The 19325-nt window shown below is 57.8% G+C and carries 18 protein-coding genes and 1 tRNA gene; 9 read left to right on the plus strand and 10 right to left on the minus strand.

Translation table 11 applies throughout. The annotated features are described in order from the left end of the window. The first annotated feature begins 337 nt into the window (after positions 1-337). Positions 338-1147, plus strand: coding sequence for a class I SAM-dependent methyltransferase (locus EV130_RS29605; protein WP_074061285.1), 810 nt, complete (start codon positions 338-340; stop codon positions 1145-1147). Between the two features lie 34 nt (positions 1148-1181). Here the strand turns inward: EV130_RS29605 and EV130_RS29610 are convergent, their stop codons facing one another. The 3 genes from EV130_RS29610 to metG are packed head-to-tail and all read right to left on the minus strand — an operon-like array spanning position 1182 to position 4356. Then, entirely contained in the window at positions 1182-2009 is an 828-nt protein-coding gene (locus tag EV130_RS29610; protein ID WP_132662483.1) for an MBL fold metallo-hydrolase, read from the minus strand. 4 nt (positions 2010-2013) lie between these two features. Then, a complete protein-coding gene (locus EV130_RS29615) occupies positions 2014-2796 on the minus strand; it encodes a TatD family hydrolase (protein WP_074061287.1) in 783 nt (260 codons plus the stop codon). 9 nt (positions 2797-2805) lie between these two features. Then, positions 2806-4356, minus strand: coding sequence for a methionine--tRNA ligase (gene metG, locus EV130_RS29620; RefSeq protein WP_074063159.1), 1551 nt, complete (start codon positions 4354-4356; stop codon positions 2806-2808). A 238-nt stretch (positions 4357-4594) separates the two neighbouring features. On the opposite strand from metG, the gene EV130_RS29625 reads away from it, so the two are divergent. Beyond that, positions 4595-5395 carry a sulfite exporter TauE/SafE family protein gene (locus tag EV130_RS29625; RefSeq protein WP_074061288.1) on the plus strand — a complete coding sequence of 267 codons (801 nt, stop codon included), beginning with the start codon at positions 4595-4597 and terminating at the stop codon, positions 5393-5395. Here EV130_RS29625 and EV130_RS29630 read toward each other — a convergent pair whose 3' ends face one another. The 4 genes from EV130_RS29630 to EV130_RS29645 form a co-directional block, all read right to left on the minus strand. Beyond that, complete coding sequence (locus tag EV130_RS29630) at positions 5396-6421, minus strand: DNA polymerase III subunit delta' (RefSeq protein ID WP_132662484.1); 1026 nt, start codon at positions 6419-6421, stop codon at positions 5396-5398. It abuts the gene before it with no gap. After that, positions 6414-7097 (minus strand): dTMP kinase, encoded by a 684-nt coding sequence (gene tmk / locus EV130_RS29635; RefSeq protein ID WP_132662485.1) that lies wholly within the window; start codon positions 7095-7097, stop codon positions 6414-6416. The genes EV130_RS29630 and tmk overlap by 8 nt, the downstream gene beginning before the upstream one ends. Positions 7098-7233: 136 nt before the next feature. Continuing rightward, positions 7234-8427, minus strand: a complete 1194-nt coding sequence (locus EV130_RS29640; RefSeq protein ID WP_132662486.1) for a D-alanyl-D-alanine carboxypeptidase family protein — start codon at positions 8425-8427, stop codon at positions 7234-7236. Between the two features lie 72 nt (positions 8428-8499). Further along, on the minus strand, positions 8500-9585 hold the full coding sequence (locus EV130_RS29645; RefSeq protein WP_132662487.1) for a septal ring lytic transglycosylase RlpA family protein: 1086 nt from the start codon (positions 9583-9585) through the stop codon (positions 8500-8502). 820 nt (positions 9586-10405) lie between these two features. Here EV130_RS29645 and EV130_RS29650 point away from each other — a divergent pair. Both EV130_RS29650 and EV130_RS29655 read left to right on the plus strand, forming a co-directional pair. Further along, positions 10406-10651, plus strand: coding sequence for a DUF982 domain-containing protein (locus EV130_RS29650; RefSeq protein ID WP_074061292.1), 246 nt, complete (start codon positions 10406-10408; stop codon positions 10649-10651). A gap of 337 nt (positions 10652-10988) precedes the next feature. Next, positions 10989-11078, plus strand: a tRNA-Ser gene (locus tag EV130_RS29655). Between the two features lie 312 nt (positions 11079-11390). On the opposite strand, the gene EV130_RS29660 is transcribed toward EV130_RS29655, so the two are convergent. Next, positions 11391-11729, minus strand: a complete 339-nt coding sequence (locus tag EV130_RS29660) for a hypothetical protein (RefSeq protein WP_074063161.1) — start codon at positions 11727-11729, stop codon at positions 11391-11393. A gap of 260 nt (positions 11730-11989) precedes the next feature. Continuing rightward, positions 11990-12961 (minus strand): acyltransferase family protein, encoded by a 972-nt coding sequence (locus EV130_RS29665; RefSeq protein ID WP_165918593.1) that lies wholly within the window; start codon positions 12959-12961, stop codon positions 11990-11992. 833 nt (positions 12962-13794) lie between these two features. Between EV130_RS29665 and EV130_RS29670 the strand changes: the two genes are divergently transcribed. The 4 genes from EV130_RS29670 to EV130_RS29685 all read left to right on the plus strand — a co-directional run bounded on the left by EV130_RS29670 (position 13795) and on the right by EV130_RS29685 (position 16760). Further along, positions 13795-14265, plus strand: a complete 471-nt coding sequence (locus EV130_RS29670; protein ID WP_074061294.1) for a cupin domain-containing protein — start codon at positions 13795-13797, stop codon at positions 14263-14265. Positions 14266-14634: 369 nt separating this feature from the next. Continuing rightward, a complete protein-coding gene (locus tag EV130_RS29675) occupies positions 14635-14922 on the plus strand; it encodes a DUF1236 domain-containing protein (RefSeq protein WP_074061295.1) in 288 nt (95 codons plus the stop codon). 383 nt (positions 14923-15305) lie between these two features. After that, positions 15306-15551, plus strand: a complete 246-nt coding sequence (locus tag EV130_RS33900; protein ID WP_074061296.1) for a DUF982 domain-containing protein — start codon at positions 15306-15308, stop codon at positions 15549-15551. Between the two features lie 954 nt (positions 15552-16505). Next, positions 16506-16760, plus strand: coding sequence for a GlsB/YeaQ/YmgE family stress response membrane protein (locus tag EV130_RS29685; protein WP_074061297.1), 255 nt, complete (start codon positions 16506-16508; stop codon positions 16758-16760). A gap of 170 nt (positions 16761-16930) precedes the next feature. Here the strand turns inward: EV130_RS29685 and EV130_RS29690 are convergent, their stop codons facing one another. After that, entirely contained in the window at positions 16931-17212 is a 282-nt protein-coding gene (locus EV130_RS29690; protein WP_074061298.1) for a hypothetical protein, read from the minus strand. Positions 17213-17430: 218 nt separating this feature from the next. Between EV130_RS29690 and EV130_RS29695 the strand changes: the two genes are divergently transcribed. After that, a complete protein-coding gene (locus tag EV130_RS29695) occupies positions 17431-19323 on the plus strand; it encodes a peptidylprolyl isomerase (protein WP_074061299.1) in 1893 nt (630 codons plus the stop codon). Positions 19324-19325: the final 2 nt, after the last annotated feature.

Here is a 19325-nt window from a genome sequence, read left to right on the forward strand (position 1 = left end):
TCGATCTGGGAGTAGGTGCGTGTCATGAGCATTCCTTGCGAGTGATAACCCATTGGTATCTATCGCAAGTCGCACTTCATCCTTGAACCCACCCCGGCTACACACACATGTCACATAACATAGATTATGGAACTACCGGAGACCACTAATCCGGATCAGCTCAGTCTGGAAAGCGGCCGGCCCTACTAGGTCTTTTTGGCTAGTTGCCTTGGCTGTTGTGTGCGACACTTTAAATGGAACAAGAAACTTTCGAGACGCTGCTCTGCGTTGCCTCGTGCGTCCATGGTAGATTGCTCGCTCGGAGCAATACGTCGGCACGGCAAGGAGAAGAAGACAAATGACCGTATCCGACGCGCATTTCCAGGGAGATATTCCCGCGATCTACGAGCAGTTCCTAGTGCCGATCCTGTTCGAGGGATACGCCTCGGATCTGGCGTCGCGCGTCGCGGACTGCCATCCAGGAAGCATTCTCGAAGTCGCCGCAGGATCGGGTGTGCTGACACGGGCTATGGCGGCCAGGCTTGCGCCGGAGGTTAAAATTGTCGCTACCGATCTAAACCAGGCGATGCTCGATATCGCAGCGAAGAAAGGCGTTGGCCGTCAGGTCGAGTGGAAGCAGGCCGACGCACTCGATCTGCCCTTTGAAAGCGCAAGTTTCGATGTTGTCGCCTGCCAGTTCGGCGTCATGTTCTTTTTGGACAAACAGCGCGGTTATTGCGAGATACTGAGGGTGCTGAAGCCCGGCGGGACATTTCTCTTCAACACTTGGGCCTCGCTTGCCGAAAACGAAATTGCCCGTACGGTTTCCGAGGCAATGGTCGCGGCTTTTCCCGATGACCCCACGCGCTTTCTCGAACGAACGCCGCATGGTTATTACGAGCGAGAGTTGATCGAGTCCGATCTCAGGCACGCGGGATTCCGGAAGGTGACGATCGAAACAATAGACATGACCGCGCATGCGCCCTCGCCGCGCGACGTCGCCATAGCATTCTGTCGGGGTACCCCGTTGAAAATGGAGATCGCCGCGCGCTGTGCCGATGACGAAAGGGCCGTTCAAGCGGTCGCAGCAGCGTTCGAAAAGCGCTTTGGCAGTGGACGGATTCGTGGAAATCTACGTGCTCATGTCGTTATGGCTGAAGTTCGCTAGCCGCTGCCGGTCGATATCCAGTTCCTAGGTCGTGCTAGATCGCGCGGAGTTCATCGATTTTCACCTCGAACTGCATCTGATCATAGGCGGGTTCGACGTGTTCGGGCGTCTCGGCCATCACGGTGTCGTAGTCGAGCGGCGTATGCATATGCGTAAGGATCGCCCGCTTCGGTTTCAGCCGTCCGATCCAGTCGAGTGATTGCTCAAGCGACAGGTGGCTCGGATGATAGCGGTATTGCAGTGCGTCGATAACGAGGATGTCGAGGTCCTGAAGCTTTGCGACAGTCTCCGGCGGAAAGTCGCTGATATCGCTGCAATAAGCGACGTCACCGATTCTAAAGCCAAGTGAATGAATATCACCGTGCTGCTGCAAATGCGGCCGGAATGAGATCGTGCCTCCAGCGCCGCTGATGGCGATAGGCGTCATATCGTCGATCAGGATCGGTTCGACGATCGGTGGGTAATTGCTGCCGGGCGGCGTTTCGATGCAATAACTGAAGCCCTGGCGGATGCGGTCCATCGTGAAGGGATTAGCATAGATCGGCACACGCTGCTGTGCATTGTGAAAATAGCCGCGCAGATCGTCGATGCCGTGAATGTGGTCGGCATGCGGATGCGTGTAAAGCACCGCATCGATGTGCTGCACCTTGGCGGCAATCATCTGCTCGCGGAAATCCGATCCGGTGTCGATGACGACAGTCGTGACCCCGCCGTTGTCGTCATATTGCTGCACCATGAAGGCTGCGCGCGTACGGCGGTTCTTAGGGTTAGCCGGATTGCAGGCGCCCCAATCGCCCGTAATGCGCGGCACGCCGGGCGACGACGCGCAGCCGAGAATGGTGAAGCGCCGCCGGTAGCTCACGCGGCTAGACCTTTGGCATCTTAGAGAAGAGCCGGAAAGCATTCTCGGTGGTGATCCGCGCCATCTCGGCGTAATTGACACCGAGCGTCTCAGCCAGAACCTCGGCAGTGTTCACGACATAGGACGGCTCATTGCGCTTTCCGCGCCAGCGTTTGGGCGCAAGGTAAGGCGCGTCGGTTTCCACGAGCAGCCGGTCGAGCGGGACTGTCTTTGCGATCGCCCGCAACTCCTCGGACTTCGGAAAGGTGAGGATGCCAGAGAAGGAAATGTAGCCGCCGAGGTCGACGCCGGTTCGGGCAAGGGCGGGGCCAGCCGAAAAGCAATGGAGGATGAAGGGGAAGGCCCCCTTCCCCGTTTCTGCTGTCAGGATTGCCGCCATGTCCTCGTCGGCACTGCGGCTATGGATCACTAGCGGCAACCGTGTTTCGCGCGCGGCAGCGATATGGCGCAAAAGGCCAGTCTTCTGGTTCTCCGGCTTCTGCGTGTCGTAAAAGTAATCGAGCCCGGCTTCACCGATCGCGACGACCTTCTCATGCTCGTTGGCGAGGCGCACGAGATCTTCGGTCTGAATGTCGAGTTCCTCATCCGCATTGTTCGGATGTGTGCCGACGGAGCAGAAGACTGAGGGATATTTCTCGGTGATCGCAAGCAGCTTTTCGAGTTTCCGTACCCGCGTCGAGATCGTCACCATCTGTTTCACACCTGCCTGGTGAGCGCGTGAGACGATATCGTCTAGCTCCTCCTCGAAATCGGCGAAATCAAGATGGCAATGGGTATCGATCAGCATGGCAGACCCTCAGGTTTCCGGCGCCACATACCGCGGGAAGACTGGCTTCGGGGCCTCCAGCGGCGTTCCGGGAACAAGGCGTCCGGCTTCGCCCGATTCCGAGAAATCGCGCTTGTCGACTGGCGCGGCTACGAGGTCGAGCAGCTTACCCGCCGATTCAGGCATGAACGGCTGCAGCAGGATCGCGATCTGGCGGACGACTTCAGCGGTGACATAAAGCACGGTGCCCATCCGCGCCGGATCGGTCTTCTTCAGCGCCCACGGCTCCTGGCTTGCGAAATAGCGGTCAGTCTCCGAAACGACGGCGATGATGGAAGCGAGCGCCCTGTGGATCATCTGCTTGTCCATGTCCTCGCGCGTGGACGCAAGCAGCGCATCGGCCTGCGCCAGCATCGCCCTGTCCTCGTCTGTCAGCGGTCCGCATTCCGGTATCTTGCCGTCGCAATTCTTGACGATCATAGACAGCGAGCGGCTCGCGAGATTGCCGATGCCGTTTGCAAGATCGGAATTGATGCGCGTGCCGATCGCTTCTTCGCTGTAGCTGCCGTCCTGGCCGAAGGAAACTTCGCGCAGGAAGAAATATCGCACCTGGTCGAGACCGAAATGGTTCACCAGATTGACGGGATCAACGACATTGCCGAGCGACTTCGACATCTTCTCGCCCTTGTTGAGCAGGAAGCCATGGGCAAAGACCCGCTTCGGCAGCGGCAGCCTGGCCGACATCAGGAAGGCGGGCCAATAGACTGCATGAAATCGGATGATGTCCTTGCCGATGACGTGAATGTCAGCCGGCCAGTACTTCGCCCTCGGGCCGTTCGGATCCTGGAGATAGCCGGTCGCTGTGATGTAGTTGGTGAGCGCGTCGACCCAGACATACATGACATGCGACGGATCGTTGGGCACCTTGATGCCCCAGTCGAAGGTCGTGCGCGAAATCGAAAGGTCCTTCAAGCCGGACTTGACGAAGGAAACCACTTCGTTGCGCCGTTCGGCAGGACCGATGAAATCGGGATTGTCCTCATAGTGCTTGAGGAGCTTGTCCTGGTATTCGGAAAGCTTGAAGAAGTAGCTTTCCTCCTCCACCCATTCGACAGGCGTACCCTGCGGCCCGTAGCGCACGCCGTCGGCGCGGAGCTCCGTCTCGTTCTCCTGGTAATAGGCCTCGTCGCGCACAGAATACCAGCCGGCGTAGGAATCCTTGTAGATGTCGCCGTTTTCCGCCATCAGATTCCAGATGTCCCTGGAGGCTTCGTGGTGACGGGCTTCCGTGGTTCGGATGAAATCGTCGTTCGATGCATTCAAGAGCTGGGCCATCGCCTGGAACTCGCCGGAATTGCGGTCGGCAAGCTCCTGGGCGGTAATACCCTCTGCGCGGGCCGTCTGCTGCATCTTCTGGCCGTGCTCGTCTGTGCCTGTCAGAAAGAAGACATCACGGCCATCGAGACGCTGAAAGCGCGCGATAGCGTCCGTCGCGATCAGCTCGTAGGCATGGCCGATATGCGGCTTGCCGTTCGGGTAGGAAATCGCGGTGGTGATATAGAAGGGCGTCTTGTCTGTCATGGCGGCCATCGTGTCCGGCTTACTCTCTCTGAATATCAGCCGCTCTTAGCGCATGTCATGAAGAAGAGAAACACTAAGTTTCGAAAGCGCTTATGATTTGGCGGTTTGCCGAAGCGCTGAGCTTGACTCGCTTTCTGCCACATTCTAGGCCTTGCGAAACTGAAGAACGGGGCGCAACCGACGTGAGATTTCTAGCAGCGGGCAAAAGGCGTTTCTCTGTCTGTCAGAGGTCCGTCGCTTGACGTTTCTCGATAATTTCCAGCCTCTCTATTCACTTTCCGGCTTTTTCGTCGGCGCGCTCGTCGGCATCACGGGCGTGGGCGGCGGCTCGCTGATGACACCGCTGCTCGTTCTGTTGTTCGGTGTCCATCCGGCAACCGCGGTCGGCACTGACCTGCTCTATGCCGCAATCACGAAGACGGCGGGTACAGCGGTCCATGGCATGCATGGCCGTATCAACTGGCGGGTTGTCGGTGCGCTCGGAGCGGGCAGTGTTCCGGCGGCGCTCCTGATGCTCTGGCTGATGGCCGGCGTCGACCGCAAGAGCGTCGAGGTTGCCCATACGATCACCGCAGCGCTTGGCTGGCTGCTCGTCATGACGGCCGTGATGCTTGTGTTCCGCGCGCAGATTCTCCGCTTTGCTCGCCGGGTCACTGGCGAGCGCCCCCCACCTCGTCCGGCGACCATTGCTGTTCTCACCGTCATTCTCGGGCTGGCTCTCGGCATGCTTGTCACGCTGACATCGGTCGGCGCCGGTGCACTCGGGGTCACTATCCTGCTTATACTTTATCCGCGGCTGGATGTCCGCGAAATCGTCGGTTCCGATATCGTCCATGCAGTACCCCTGACGCTCATCGGCGGCATGGGCTACTGGATCATCGGCGAGATCGACTGGCTCCTGCTTTTGGCACTGCTGGTCGGCTCGATTCCGGGCATCATCGCCGGCAGCCTTCTGGCGCCGAAGCTGCATGAACGCACGATTCGCATCGTGCTTGCGCTCACGCTCGCGATTGTCGCGTGGAAACTGCTTGCCGGCTGATCAGAGACCTGGCTGCTTGATATCGCCGAGAATGCTGAGGATCGTCTGCTTGCGGTCGAGGTTGTAAGCGACGGAGATGGCAAGCCGCTCGTTGATATCCGATTGCAGCCGTGCCATCCGTTCGGCGGCGGAAAGCTCGCCTGCTTGTGCCGCGTCGCGCGCTCGACGCATCAGGTCGTCGCCGACATGGCTCACGAAGAATTCGAATATCGTTTCGCTATCCTTGCCGGATAAGGCATCTGCCAGACGATGCATTGCCTTTCGAGCCGTCGGGCCTTGAGCCGACAGGACCTCGTTGTATGCGGCGATGATCTCGCCTCCCCCGTAGTTCAGGAGCTTCAGCGCCTCCCCGACGCTGCCTTTCGCGAGCGATAACAGCGAGGCATCGCTGCCGGTTACGCCGAGATTGGCGAGTGCCGCGCCCAAGGCGATATTATCCAGTGGCGAAAGCCTGAGCGGCAGGCACCGTGAACGGATCGTCGGCAGAAGTTTTCCCGGCGCATGCGAAAGCACGAGGAAGAGCGCCCGCTTGGGCGGCTCCTCCAGAATTTTCAAGATGGCATTGGCCGCATTGCGGTTCATGTCGTCTGCCGGATCTATGATGACGATGCGCCAGTTTCCGGTTCCGGAGGTCTGCGAGAAGAAGCGTCCGGCGCGCCGTACCTCGTCCACCGTGATCGCCGACTTCACCTTGCCTGTCTTCTCGTCGACGGGACGCGAAAGATAGAGCAGGTTATGCGATGCCCCGGAAGCGATCTGGCGGCTGACGGCAGAGGCCGCATCAGGATCGCCGATCGCTGCGGGCGCTGTTGCCGGATCGGGATTCGACAGAACGTAGTTTGCAAAGCGAAAAGCAAGCGTTGCCTTCCCGATCCCCTCCGGTCCCTCGATCAGGACTGCGTGGTGGCCTTTGCCGGAGCGATAGGATTGGGAGAGAAATGCCTGGGCTTCATCATGCCCGAAAAGTTTTGTGTTTTCGGCAGGCCAGATGGCGCCGTCCAGAAGCCCCGGCCGCTCATCACTCATGCGCGGCCTCCGGCATCTTGGCGGCGACAACCGGCCGAAGGAGCTGATTGACGATGGCAAGAATTTCCGCGGCAATCAGCTCTTCGTCCAGTGTCGCGTTGACGACGTGGCACCGCTCCGGTTCGCGCGCAGCTATATCGAGATAAGCTTCGCGGCGTTTTTCGTGCGTCTCAAGTTCTTCCTTTTCGAAACGGTCCGGTCCGTCCGCTGTTGCCGCACTACGCTTCTTTACTCGCTCCAGACCGAGCCTTGCGGGAATGTCGAGGATAAGCGTGCAATCCGGAACGACGCCGTTGACGGCAATCCGCTGCAGCGTCTCGATGAAGTCCGCCTCGAGATTGCCGGTCACGCCTTGATATACGCGCGAGGAATCCATGAACCGGTCGCAAAGCACGATCTTGCCCTGGAGAAGGGCCGGGCGAATGACCGCCTCGACGTGATCGTTGCGGGCTGCGGCGAAGAGAATGGCTTCCATGCGCGTGCCAAAAGCTTCCGCACTACCAGACAGCAGCACGTGGCGCACGGCTTCTGCACCCGGCGACCCGCCGGGTTCCCGCGTCAGCAGAACCTCATGGCCCCGCGCCCTCAGGGCTTCGGCTAGCCGGCGGATTTGCGTGGATTTCCCAGCCCCTTCCCCGCCTTCAAACGTAACGAACAATCCCGTACCGGATGACAATGACACATTCCCGTATTCTTCAGCGCCCACGCCGGGCGGGCTTTCTTCCTATCTATCCGAAGACAGGGCCAAGCGAAACCTTCAGGGTGGGCGCCTTCAGATCCTTCCCCGGCAATTTAGGTAACGAATATGGCGATCAGGTGGGCTCGGCCTTGTCCCAGAACCATGAGAAGAACAGCGATTCACCAAGTTCCAGAAGCGCGTCGACCGCGCGGCTCGTCAGCGAACCCTGCTCGACGCCATGTGCGGTGTAAAGTGGCACCTCGCGCAAAACGCGGCCGCCCGCCGAGATCACTAGCGTGCCCGCTTCGGCATCGGCAGCGATGGGCGCCATCAGCGGCCAGCGGTAAACGATCCGCGCCGAGAGCCTGTCAGGATTGCTTACCGGAATATAGACGCTGACAGCTCCCTTCGCGACGAGGTCCACTTTTCCGGCCCGGCCGCCATAGACGCTGGCCGCGCCCACGATTTCCTCGTCCGAAAAAAGCTGTCGATCCTCGAAGGCTGTCTGCCCCCATTCGAGGATGCGCTTTGCCTCCTCGGTCCGTTCCTTGTCGGAACCAATCCCGCCGAGCGCCAGGAAGAGCCGCTTGCCATCGCGCTCCGCCGAGGCGACGATCGAATACCCTTCGCCCTCTGCAAAGCCGGTCGCCAATCCGTCTGCGCCAAGTCCAAGGCCAAGCAAGGGATTTCGATTGCGCTGGAAAATCTTGTTCCACTCGAAATCCGGCTGCGCGAAATAATGATAGTATTCCGGATAGGATTGCTGCAGATCGATCGCAAGCCTCACCAAGCCACGCGCCGATACCTTGCTTCTGCCGTCCGGCAGGCCGGTCGAGTTTCCGAAGACCGTTTTCGGCATGCCGAGCACCTCCGCACGCCGCGTCATCGCGGCAGCGAAATTGCTCTCTGTGCCGCTCATGCCCTCCGCAAGAATGATGCATCCATCGTTGGCACCCTGGATGGCGACACCCTTGATCAGATCCTCGACGCGGATGCGGGATTTCAACGCTGCAAACATTGTGGCCGTCCGCGATGGAGCACCCCCCGTCCGCCAGGCATATTCGGAAACCGGATACTCGGTGTCGAGCGTGATCTCGCCTTTTTTCAATGAGCCGAAGACGAGGTCCATCGTCATCAGCTTTGCGAGCGAGGCGGGAGAAAAGCTTTGCTCCTCGTTCTTTGCAAGCAGCACTGTTCCGGTGGTCGCCTCGATCATGTAGGCCTGCGCGGCCTTTGTCACAAAGCCGGCGGGCGCGGTTTCGGCAGCGGAGGATGGCGATGCGAAGGGCAGAAGGCACGCGCAAAGACGAAGCAGACGCTTCAACATCGAGGCTCCATAGGATCGAAGGTTGGACTCCAGACGTTAGAGGCAGCGCGCGTTGCGCGCAATCGCTTCCAATCAGGGCGCGATCTGTTGTGCCTGCTGGCGCCTGAGGGAAGCCCTGATCGAATCCTGCGTCAGCCCGTCGTTACGGACCATGACAGCGTCGAATGCGAGCTCTACGTTCACCGTCTTCACGTCTTCGTCCTGGTAGCCCATCGCGAGCGAACTGTCCTGCCCGTAGCCATATGGACGCTCATAGGGAACGGGTCCGATTGTCGGCAGCACGACCATCTGCTCGAAAGCCTGTTCTGATTTTGCGAGAACGGGAGCTTGTGTCGCTACCGGTGCCCCATTGTAGCGCGCGCTCGGCGTCGAGCCACCGTAGGCCGTCGCAGACATGGGCACCGGCACACGCGATGGATCCACGGTCAAAGTCCCGAGGCTCTGGAGCTGATCGTTGGTGATCCGCTTGCTGTTCGACGCCACCATCACCCCAGTTGCGATCTGACCTCCAGGATTGACGCTCGGAATCCGGCTTCCCTTCGGAACATAGGAGGCCATCAGGTAGGGCATGTCGTGCCCATCCATACGCGCCTTGCCGACATACTGCACACGCACCTTGCCGGTGCCGCTGTGCTGCAGGTCGAGCATGTCCGCCGTCTTATTGGAAAGATCGATGATGCGGCCTTCATGATAAGGGCCGCGGTCGTTGACGCGCACCACCACCGATGAGCCGTTTTCGAGATTTGTGACACGTGCGTAGCTTGGCAACGGGAAAGTAGGATGGGCGGCGGAAAGATGCATCTGGTCGTAGACTTCGCCGTTTGCTGTCAACCGGCCGTGAAATGCGGAGCCATACCACGAGGCAACGCCCACCTTGTTATAGGCGAAGTCTTCTCTGGGATAATACCACTTTCCCTTGACCTCATACGGGTTGCCGACGATGTAGCGCCCGCCGCCCTTTGGTATGTTGGCGCCACTGGCAACGCGCGGGCTGGCTTTGACGCCATATTCTTTTTCGGAGAAGTATTCCTTGCCGTGAGCGCGCTTCTTCGGCGCCTGAGAAGCAGTACCGCAAGCAGTGACGGTGGCGCACATCAACGCCAACGCCAGCCACCGCGTACCCGTTGCGAAAGAGGTCGCCCCGCATTCCACTTTCATATGTCCCACGCCGCCCAAGATCGTATGGTTAAGAACCTGCCCGACAACGGGCCAGTCATGCCTACGCCCACTCGCCTAACGAGACTTTAACTCGGCAGGTATCGTGGCAGATTTGCGAATGATTTCGCGGCGATAGAAACAATTTTAATGGTTATGGTTTACAAAAACCTAACGCGGGAATCCGCAATCGTCATCCGGCCGGGACCCCCAGCGGCAGATTTGGGACCTGAACCGTTCCATTGGTCCATATCGCTTGCCCCTTCCCGCTTGATTTACTACTCCCGAGTAGCAAAATCGTAGCAATCCGTTGATGTGCTTACGATGCCGGTTTCATTGAGCTTCGGTTGAATGCAAATGACATCCCGATACATGGGTATATGAGTCGCAAGACCTCTGTATAATTTCGCAGGGTGCGCACACATGATAGGGTTCTCATAGCCGCCTAATCGGCCAACTCCCCCGATGGGGCGTCAGGTAGCGCCCGGTGTCTCTCCCCCGACTCATTCACCGGGGCCAGCGGATATCGCATCCGCATTGACCGTCTCGTCAGCCCCGAGGCGGTCTTTTTTTGGACTTCCCATCCTGTCACTCGTTCACGTATTCGGCCGTGGCGGGAATCGCCTCAGGCTTCTCGGACAAACGAAGCAAAACGCTTCCGCCGCCCGGTCCAGGATTGGCGCGAAGCCGAGCGCTTCTCAAACGAGGAGGTCGATTCGCGGGAAAGGCACCTCGTTGAAGCTGAAACCTCGCCACGTTGAAAGAATTGGCTTATGTGAGACGGGAGCCCTTGTAGGTTATCGAGGTCGGAAGGCTGGAAAGAATGCATATAAACTGGTCGAAGCCGGTAACCCTCGCTCTTGAAGGACCGGACCAATGGGTCGTCATCCATACCACTCAGGCTGCGGCGTGGGCGTTAATTGAAGACTGGCCCATCGAAGACGGTCCGGCGCTCAACAAGGCATGCGCCGTCTGCGCGGATGTCATGTCCGGGAAACGCAACAGAGAGGAAGCCCGACAAGCATTTATCGATGCTGCGATCGAGGCCGGAATTCCTATCAAAGATTGAGATCGAGCCACGCTCCGTTCATGCTTGAACTCCGGCGTGATGATCTTGCCGTCAATGTGAGGTGGGAGCGAGTTTGCGGAAATCACTCCTGTCCACAAACGCGATGGCCTTTGCCTCGTGTCGGCCGGGTCTCTGCCCTCTTGAAACAGGATCCAACTGCTCATGCGTTCATCTTCTGCTTCATTGCGGGATGGGCTGACAGGCAAATGCTGCGGAGCAAGTTGACGCTGCGATCAAAGCTGTTAAAAAGCCAGCCGTTGAGTGATTGGGTGATAAACAGGTATCTATGTTTTCGAGCTTTCAACAACTGTAGAAAGCTGAACCAAATCAATCAGACGGAAGAGTGTCCGAGTGGTTTAAGGAACCGGTCTTGAAAACCGGCGTGCGGGAAACCGTACCGTGGGTTCGAATCCCACCTCTTCCGCCATTTGTCTTGTTCAAGTTTTCCCAACAGTGCCACAAAGCCTTGGAACAAGGTTTTTTCGGCTTTTTCATTGCCACCCTTTCCCGTGCTTTGCCGCTCCACCCCACTAATTTGGGATGCAGGCGGGGTAGCGAAAGGATTGGTTGGGGGCATCATGCTGACGGATGTCCAAATCAGGAAGGCCAAACCGGCGGACAAGCCTAAGAAACTTCCTGACAGCGGCGGGCTCTATATCGACTAGATCATTGAAAGCGAAAAGCCGTCGGCATTCGCGCCGACCTCGACGTTTTTTCACCTGCCTGTGAGTGCTACCGGCTAAAAATCGAAATAGAGGGTCACTCCCGACCGCCGATGATAGCCGTAATAGTCAGGATAGCCGCCATAGTACCGAGGGTAGCCATAATACGTCGGATAACCGCGGTACCCATATGGGCGATAGTAGCAATTGCCGTAGTAACGGCAGGAACGGTAGGCGTATCGCCGGTTCCAATAGCGATCCGAACGCCAATGACCATGGTGCCGGTGTTTGACCTGCACCACATCGCCGGTTTGCACTTGTTCTGCTTTCGGCACAAAAACCGGCACGGCGTTTACCGGTAAGGCGAAGAATGCAGCCATGCCTACGGCTGCGAGGGCGGATAAGAGCTTTTTCATCGTGAACTCCTCCTCGCCGACCATCATAGAACCATCGAGCCTGAACCGCCAATGAACGTTGCGTGTGCCGCGAACTTTGCGCTTTTTTTGCGGAGTTCGCGCGTCAAAGGCACGCTCGTATCTTGCGATGAGGCCGCGAGGCAACAAAGTTTAATTCAAATGCGTAGGCCGCATTCGACGGTTTTTGATACTAATGCCGGAAATTTGCCGGCACGTTGATCGAAAGCGCCTTGCGCGGCCTCGGCTGGATTGAACGTTAGTCACTCCACGAGCAGGGACAAAAGCTTTATCTTTGACATCAGATTGCTAGCAATGAGCGAAGCGATGCTGACAATGATGATTGTGATTAGCACCCGTGCGATGGAAGACGGCGCAAAAACGGTTTGAACCAACCACAGGAACAATAGGTGGATACAGTACGATCCGAGCGTCTTCTCGCCAAGCTTCGCAATGGTGTCTGGCACGCGGCGTTGACAACCAAGGGCCAGAAAAAAAATCCCGACGGCGTAAGGGATGGTTGAGATGAAATAATTGATGTCAGTTGTGGGCGGCACTTGGAAATAGCGCCACAATAAAAAGCTCTCGAGGCACTGAAGCAGCAATCCGGCCGATGCAATTGCGACAGACTGCTTTATCGTCAACGAAAGGTCGGACTTGCCGATCCAATAGCCCATCGCGATGAAGATGCAGCCAAAAAACGGTCCGTCGCGGAAGTTCCAGTGTATTGGCCCTTCCATATTCAGTTCCACGAAGGGCACTCCCAGGAAGTAGAGCAATATACCGGCGACGAGTGCTCCGCTTTTGCCTGACACCTTCAGACAAAGAGCGAATGTGACGGCGCTCACGCCTAAAGACGGCAGGAACCAAAGATGGTAAGCGGGAACGCCTTCGACGAGAAGCTGCCGGACTCCTATAATCCCGCTATTGCCAAAAAGGAGTTCATGCGCCAGCAGGTATATGAGCAGCCATCCGACAAACACAGGGAGAAGCCGGATAAGATAAAGCTTGGCCACGGGAACCAAGTACAGGGGTTTCCTGCTGAGAAAGTATCCTGCCACAAGAAAGAAATAGGGGACTGCGAAACGTGGAACGAGCAAGAAAAACTCTGTTGCACGGGGCCCGATGTAATAGCCGCGCGCGTGAGCTGCGACAACAGCGACAAAGGAGACGACCCGAAACAAGTCGATGCCCATATGACGTTTGGGACTCAACACATTCGTTGGCTGGCTCACGGCAGGAACTCCTTGGATGCCGATATCGTCGGCCCAATCGGCTGAGTCAAAAAATCTGGTTGCGATAGACTGCAGCGCATTCGCTTCGTCTCGGTGGCGCGCCCCGATGCCGGGAAAAGCTCCACTTCGCATGTGCAATAACTACCGGAATGCCGTAAAGGTGTCGAGCCCGGATACAACGCTGAGGCGATCTTATATCGCACGCTGCTTTCGTGTCGGTTGATGAAATTGGCTGTCGTTAGCGGTCATGGGGGGCGCTGGTCGCAACCGGGAACATTCCACCACCTCGGATGTTCGACGGAGTGGATCGCGCAGCCAAGATCTCCTGTAACCGTGCTCAGCCCTTGCACGAGGCTGTGCGGTCCGCCTCAATTCCTCGGGCATCGGTATGTAAGCGTACAGAAACCATAAGCCAGTATCATGCGTTCATCTTCTGAACGTCTTCCGACGTTCCTCTTCGTCGTCAACAACTAGCCCCGATTTCGTCGGGGCTTTTTTGTCTGAAGGAGCGAATGTGATTATTCGAACATGCCCTGCGAGTGGTTTGAAGCGATGCACGCGGCGATGGTTCGTTGAACCGTTGCGCTGTCTCGGATGCTAGGAAAACCTAGCGATGCCTTTTCTGTCCACACTCGTGGCAACTCCACAAATGCTCCGACGCTTCCCGCGTCTTTGGCGAGAAGAGACTTCTTCGGCTTCAGAGGAGCCATCAGTCCATTCAGCATTCTTGAAGGGGAAAACTTGCTCAGTAGCGGTGCACCGGCGTACTATCCACGTTTCGCGAGCCTGCCCCTGCGCTCAGCCGAGGTAGGGCCCGGCGAGGGAGGTTTGTCATGAGAATTGCATCGATATTCGCGACCGGCTTGATCGGATTATGTGGGATGGCTTCCTTTGCTTCGGCAGGGGGTACGCACACATTGGTCACTCCCGATGATGTGCAGTGGGGCCAGGCTCCTAAGGTGCTCCCCACCGGAGCAGAAGCGGCGGTCCTGTTCGGCGATCCCAGCAAGGAGGGCCTCTTTGCCCTCCGGATCAAGGTGCCAGCGGGCTATGCGATCCCGCCGCACACGCATCCTGTGCATGAAGTGGTCACAGTCATGTCAGGGACCATCAATATCGGAATGGGCGAAACCGCCGATCCAAGCGCCGCCAAGGCACTGCCTGCAGGCAGTTTCATCGCGTTGCCGCCGGGCACGGCGCATTTTGCTCGCTTCGACGAACCGACGGTCATCCAAATTACGACGATTGGGCCATGGGCAATCAAGTATATCAATCCGGCTGACGATCCACAGAAGTCGCAATAGCCCACCCCTCGGTTAATGGCCAACTGCCCCACCGCCGAGGGCGGCGGGGCGTCATTAACAAAAGTTGGCGATAAGGCCATCTCCACCATATCTGTTTTGCTCGCGAATCTGCCTCGGAATTTCGATCGCGGCCCTTAAGGATGGGCGTTCGCAACAAATCGGCCAGCCGGGATGGGATGGGCTCCAACAAGCTCGTCACAAGTGCGGTTCTAGGCGGCGAACAAAGGGCTGACGCTCACAAAAAAGTTCAAGAAAGAAATAAGAGACAGGGCCGGGCCACAGGTTCGCGCTGCACTCATTCCGTGCAGCGGAGGAACTATATCCTTGCCGGCAGCGTTTTACCGCCACACTGAAATCTTGGAGGATAACATGAAAAAACTGGTCATCTCTGCCGTATCGCTGTTTCTGTCGTTGGGGGGTGCCGCGGTCGGGCAGACAGCGACGGTTACCGTTCCCGGCGAGGTCAGAACCTATGTTCTTGAGCAGCAATCGCCGTCGGTCACGTTTGAAGGCGATGTTGCAGTCGGTACGACGCTTCCTGACACGGTCGAGATCAACACCATCCCCGATCAGCCTGAATACGGTTATGTGGTCGTCAATAAGAAGCGCGTGCTCGTCAATCCCAATACCCGCGCGGTGATCGAGGTCATCGAATAAATTTAAAGCACTGCGGGCCCCCCACGGGCGGGCCCGCGCTTCCCCCGTGCCAATCCACCAGGGACTATTGCCGGTCTTGAGAGGCGTATGCCGGCCTCGCTGATGAAGACAGCTCAAAATGGCTACTTTGCGAGCAATGCCGAGAAACACGGGCCGACGTGACTATTTGGGTTTGCAGTACTGCGCCAGACGTGACGTGTCGATGCTCTCAAAGAGAGGCAATTGGCGGCCGAAGAACCTGGTATCCCCTTATTAGCCGTTGGTCGGCGCCTATTTTACGATCGGTTACTGAAATCCGTGCCGCCCTGCATTCTGCTACACTCTCTCGCGGAACAGAACTTCATGGCTATCCGTTGAAAGGATCGCCAAGGAGATTGCACATTATGAGCTCGGACATCTGGGAACGCAGCATCGAGTTGATCGACTGCAACGATCATTTCCGCACCGTCAAAAATACAAGAGAAGCCGTTGCGTTTCTGATGACGTCTTGGCCCGATCATAAGGGGCCTGCATATGCGGCAGCTCGGAAGGCCTGCCTTCGAGCGCTCGAGGGCGAAAAGCCGGAGATAGATCCTCAGACCGCTTTCATCGCAGCAGCAGCGGAATCCGGAATTTTGAGGGCCAACTAAATCGCTCATGCCCCGGATGCTCATAGATTCCGGCGCACCGACCGGCGCGATGCGGCCATAGACGTCCTGTGATATGCAAACTCGCACTGCCGGGCGTTCCGGCCTGCCGGGCTCAAATGTCTTTTCTGTCCATAACTCGTGGCGGACGCTCGCTCCTCTGGGTTTTCAGCAGAAAGCAGACACGCCGAACCCTCCCATATCCCAATATCTTACGATATCCGGTCTCATTGGCGCCCTATAAGAGTTGTATGTCCTTGAGCGCCTGGCGGGCGCTCGGATTTGAGCGGGTCGTGGCGTCGGCGGGGGCGCAAGCTTCGACCCGCTCTTTCTTTCTATCAACGGAGCGCGCCCATGTTTTGGGATTTCATCACGATCGCAGCGATTTTCGGCGGCTTCTTTCTTGTGCGAGAGGCACAAACCGTGCTCGCGAAAGCCCGCCTGTCGAACTGGAACAGCTTCACCTTCCGATGAAGGACAAGGAAGCGACAGCTGGATTTTCAGGCGCCCGAAAATTGCTCCAATCCTATATCGCTGTGGTTGTGGTGTCGTTGCTGGGAGAACAGCTCGATCCTCTCAGCGACACCGTTTCCAGTTTTCAGAGTACGACTGGATCGCTGTGAGATCGCAGCTTGGATCACCTCGCGGTGACGTTATCCACCGGTCGGCATTAAAGGCAGCCGTTTTATCCAAACTTCGCAGTTAACCGCCTGTAATATTTAGCTTGCCCAGCAAAGCGAATGATCTATCCTCAAGAATCACAGAGCTGCGTAGAAATGTGCAACGAGAGTTCGCGAAAGTCGCCGGGTTTTGCAGTTCCTGCCCTCCCCGGCCTGTTTCTTTGTAGTTAGCTTGTTTATTTCACATACCCGGTAACACTGCCGCTACCCTGATACTGTAAGGAACGTTTCTGCAGGTTTTGCGTTCATTTGTTGCTTCTCTAGGAGGGAGATCACCATGGAAGGCGAAGGCGTAGGTTGGATTGCGGCGATTATCATCGGCGGTGTCGCCGGCTGGCTCGCCGAAAAATTCATGCACAGCAATATGGGCCTGCTCATGAACATCGTTCTCGGCATTGTCGGCGCGATCGTTGCTAATTTCATTCTCGGCGTACTGAATATCCAGCCGCTCGTAGGCTGGCTCGGATACCTGATCACCGGTTTCGTGGGCGCTTGCGTTCTTATTGCGCTCGGACGCCTCGTGCGACGTTGATTTAATCGTGGAAAAGCCGGAACTCCCGCTCCAGGCTAATAAATCGAGAGACTGGAACATCGGATATGATGTCCCAGTCTCGTTTGCTTCTTGCCCGGCCTGAACTTTTGTTCGAAAAAACGCAGAACGCTTGCGCGTTTCGGGCTTTTCTTGCGTCGATTGCCGTCGTTTCAGCGGCGGCTCATGAGGCCGAAGAGGTAGGCAATGCCAGCGGTTACGGCGAGTGCGAAGATTGGCTCTTCACGCACTTTCTCGCGCACGCGCTCGGTCAACACTGACGCCTCGTCGGTAACAGCGGTCTTTGCGCCCTGCCCCAAGGCAACGACGCTCTCGGACAGCCGTGCCAAATCCTCGCGCAACGCGGTGACTTGAGCCGAAAGATCGTCTGCTGCGATTTCCGCCTTCACGCGGGCGCCCGTGGTTTGTCCGGAGGCGGTCTTGAGTTCGGCCATTGTCAGCTCCTCTTTTTGCGGATGCGGCTTCAACGACGTGAGGGCCGAAAGGTTCCGTTCACCGCTCCATTTCTTGAACATGATCGCCTTCCAGGACGTTCGCCGGCACCTGCCATGTTTTCGCGCGCGGGCGCTTCATTTCCTTACGCGTTTGTTCTAAGGAACGTCGAAAGCTTTGCCCGTGAAAGGGCGAAATATAATGCGAGGTTTGCGTTTCGATGTTCCATTTCCTGAGAAGAGCCGCCCGGACCTGGGTTGCCAAGCTCCTGATGCTTCTTCTGGTCGCTTCATTCGGCGTATGGGGCATTTCCAGTTCGCTGCTCACCGGCAGCAGCAGCACGGCCGTGGTCACCGTCGGTGACCAACAGGTAGATGCCACCGAATTCCGCCTTGCCTACCAGCGACAGGTCGCAAGCCTCAGCCAGCAGTTCGGCATGCGTCTAACGCCCGAGCAGGCCAAGGCCTTCGGCGTCGAGCAGCAGGTGATCGCCCAGCTCGTCGCCGGTGCCTCGCTCGACCAGCTTGCCGCCGACATGAATCTCGGGCTTTCCGAAGATCGCCTCGCCCAGCTGATCGCTGACGATCCGGCGTTCAAGGCCGTCAACGGCCAGTTCGATCGCACGCTCTTCACCTCCCGCTTGCGCAACGCCGGCATCCGTGAGGCGGACTATATCAGCGAGCGTAGCAAGGTCGCCGTGCGCAGCCAGATCGTCGATGCGGTGTCGAACGGCTTTATCGCTCCAAAAACGCTCGTCGACGCGCTGAAGCTCTACCGTCAGGAAAGCCGCGACATCGACTACTTGCTGCTGACGAACGCGAACATCGAGCCTATCAAGGCGCCGGGCGATGATGTGCTTTCAAAGTGGTTCGATGGCGTCAAGAGCCGCTACCGCGCGCCGGAATATCGCAAGATCGCCTATCTGAAGCTCGAACCTGCCGACATTGCGGATGCCTCGACCGTCACGGACGATCAGATCCGCGAGGATTTCGACAAGCGCAAGGACAGCTATCGCACGCCGGAGACGCGCACGATCGAGCAGCTGACGTTTGCCAGCAAGGATCTGGCGACTGCTGCCGAAACGGCGCTCAAGAGCGGCACCGGCTTCGACCAGCTCGTGACCGACCAAGGAAAGACGGCAAGCGACGTGCTGCTTGGCGATTTCACGAAGGACAAGGTTCCGGATCAGGCCATCGCAGATGCCGCCTTCGCAGTCGCCAGGGACGGCGGCACGACGCCGGTCGTCGAAGGCTCCTTCGGCCCTGTTATTCTCCGCGTCTCCAACATCAAGCCGGAGAGCGCCAAGAACTTCGACGAGGTGAAGGAAGACATCCGCAAGCAGTTGGCTCTTGTCAACGCATCGCAGGAGGTGATCAACGTGCACGATCGCATCGAGGATTTGCGCGGCTCCGGCCAGACACTCGAGCAGATTGCCGATCAACTGAAGCTGAAGGCCGTCGTGATCGATGCCGTCGATCCGAGCGGGTTGGACAAAGACGGTAACGAGGTCAAGGACGTCCCTGCCAAGCCGCAGTTGATCGGCGAAGCCTTCAAGACCGAATCCGGCGTTCAGCCGCCGGCACTGTCACTCGGCAATGACGGTTATGTCTGGTTTGACGTGCGCGAGATCATACCGGAGCGCGATCGCCCGCTAGCCGAAGTGCGCGACAAGGCCGTGCAGGATTGGACCGCCGAACAGCAGAAGCTCGAACTTGCCAAGAAAGCTGGAGAGCTGAAGCAGGAAGCGCAGAAGGGCAAGACGCTAGCCGACATCGCAGCTCCGCTCGGCATTGCCGTCGAAAGCAAGAGCGGCATAACGCGCGGCACCGAGGACGCCGTTCTCGGCCGCGCCGGCGTGACCGCTGCCTTCTCGGGTCCGGTCGATACGGTTGCAAATGCCGTTGGCGGCGATCCCGGCACGCAGATCCTTTTGAAGGTAACGAGCGTCAACGCAGAACCGACCGGCGATGTGCTGAACAATCAGGATGCGCAGATCACTGCCATGGCAAACGCTGCCGGCGACGATATTCTCGACCAGATGGTGAACCTGCTGCAAACGCACTACGGTGCGTCGATCAACCAGACGCTCGCCGATCAGGCAGCCGTTCGCTAGGA

The organism is Rhizobium azibense (genome assembly GCF_004342325.1).
Lineage (GTDB): Bacteria > Pseudomonadota > Alphaproteobacteria > Rhizobiales > Rhizobiaceae > Rhizobium > Rhizobium etli_B.

Coding starts and splice junctions, on each gene's coding strand:
- EV130_RS29630 (WP_132662484.1), bottom strand. CDS start 6,421: ATGAGTGATGAGCGGCCGGGGCTTCTGGACGGCGCCATCTGGCCTGCC.
- EV130_RS29650 (WP_074061292.1), top strand. CDS start 10,406: ATGCATATAAACTGGTCGAAGCCGGTAACCCTCGCTCTTGAAGGACCG.
- EV130_RS29605 (WP_074061285.1), top strand. CDS start 338: ATGACCGTATCCGACGCGCATTTCCAGGGAGATATTCCCGCGATCTAC.
- EV130_RS29660 (WP_074063161.1), bottom strand. CDS start 11,729: ATGAAAAAGCTCTTATCCGCCCTCGCAGCCGTAGGCATGGCTGCATTC.
- EV130_RS29685 (WP_074061297.1), top strand. CDS start 16,506: ATGGAAGGCGAAGGCGTAGGTTGGATTGCGGCGATTATCATCGGCGGT.
- metG (WP_074063159.1), bottom strand. CDS start 4,356: ATGACAGACAAGACGCCCTTCTATATCACCACCGCGATTTCCTACCCG.
- EV130_RS29615 (WP_074061287.1), bottom strand. CDS start 2,796: ATGCTGATCGATACCCATTGCCATCTTGATTTCGCCGATTTCGAGGAG.
- EV130_RS29670 (WP_074061294.1), top strand. CDS start 13,795: ATGAGAATTGCATCGATATTCGCGACCGGCTTGATCGGATTATGTGGG.
- EV130_RS29645 (WP_132662487.1), bottom strand. CDS start 9,585: ATGAAAGTGGAATGCGGGGCGACCTCTTTCGCAACGGGTACGCGGTGG.
- EV130_RS29675 (WP_074061295.1), top strand. CDS start 14,635: ATGAAAAAACTGGTCATCTCTGCCGTATCGCTGTTTCTGTCGTTGGGG.
- EV130_RS33900 (WP_074061296.1), top strand. CDS start 15,306: ATGAGCTCGGACATCTGGGAACGCAGCATCGAGTTGATCGACTGCAAC.
- EV130_RS29690 (WP_074061298.1), bottom strand. CDS start 17,212: ATGGCCGAACTCAAGACCGCCTCCGGACAAACCACGGGCGCCCGCGTG.
- EV130_RS29640 (WP_132662486.1), bottom strand. CDS start 8,427: ATGTTGAAGCGTCTGCTTCGTCTTTGCGCGTGCCTTCTGCCCTTCGCA.
- EV130_RS29695 (WP_074061299.1), top strand. CDS start 17,431: ATGTTCCATTTCCTGAGAAGAGCCGCCCGGACCTGGGTTGCCAAGCTC.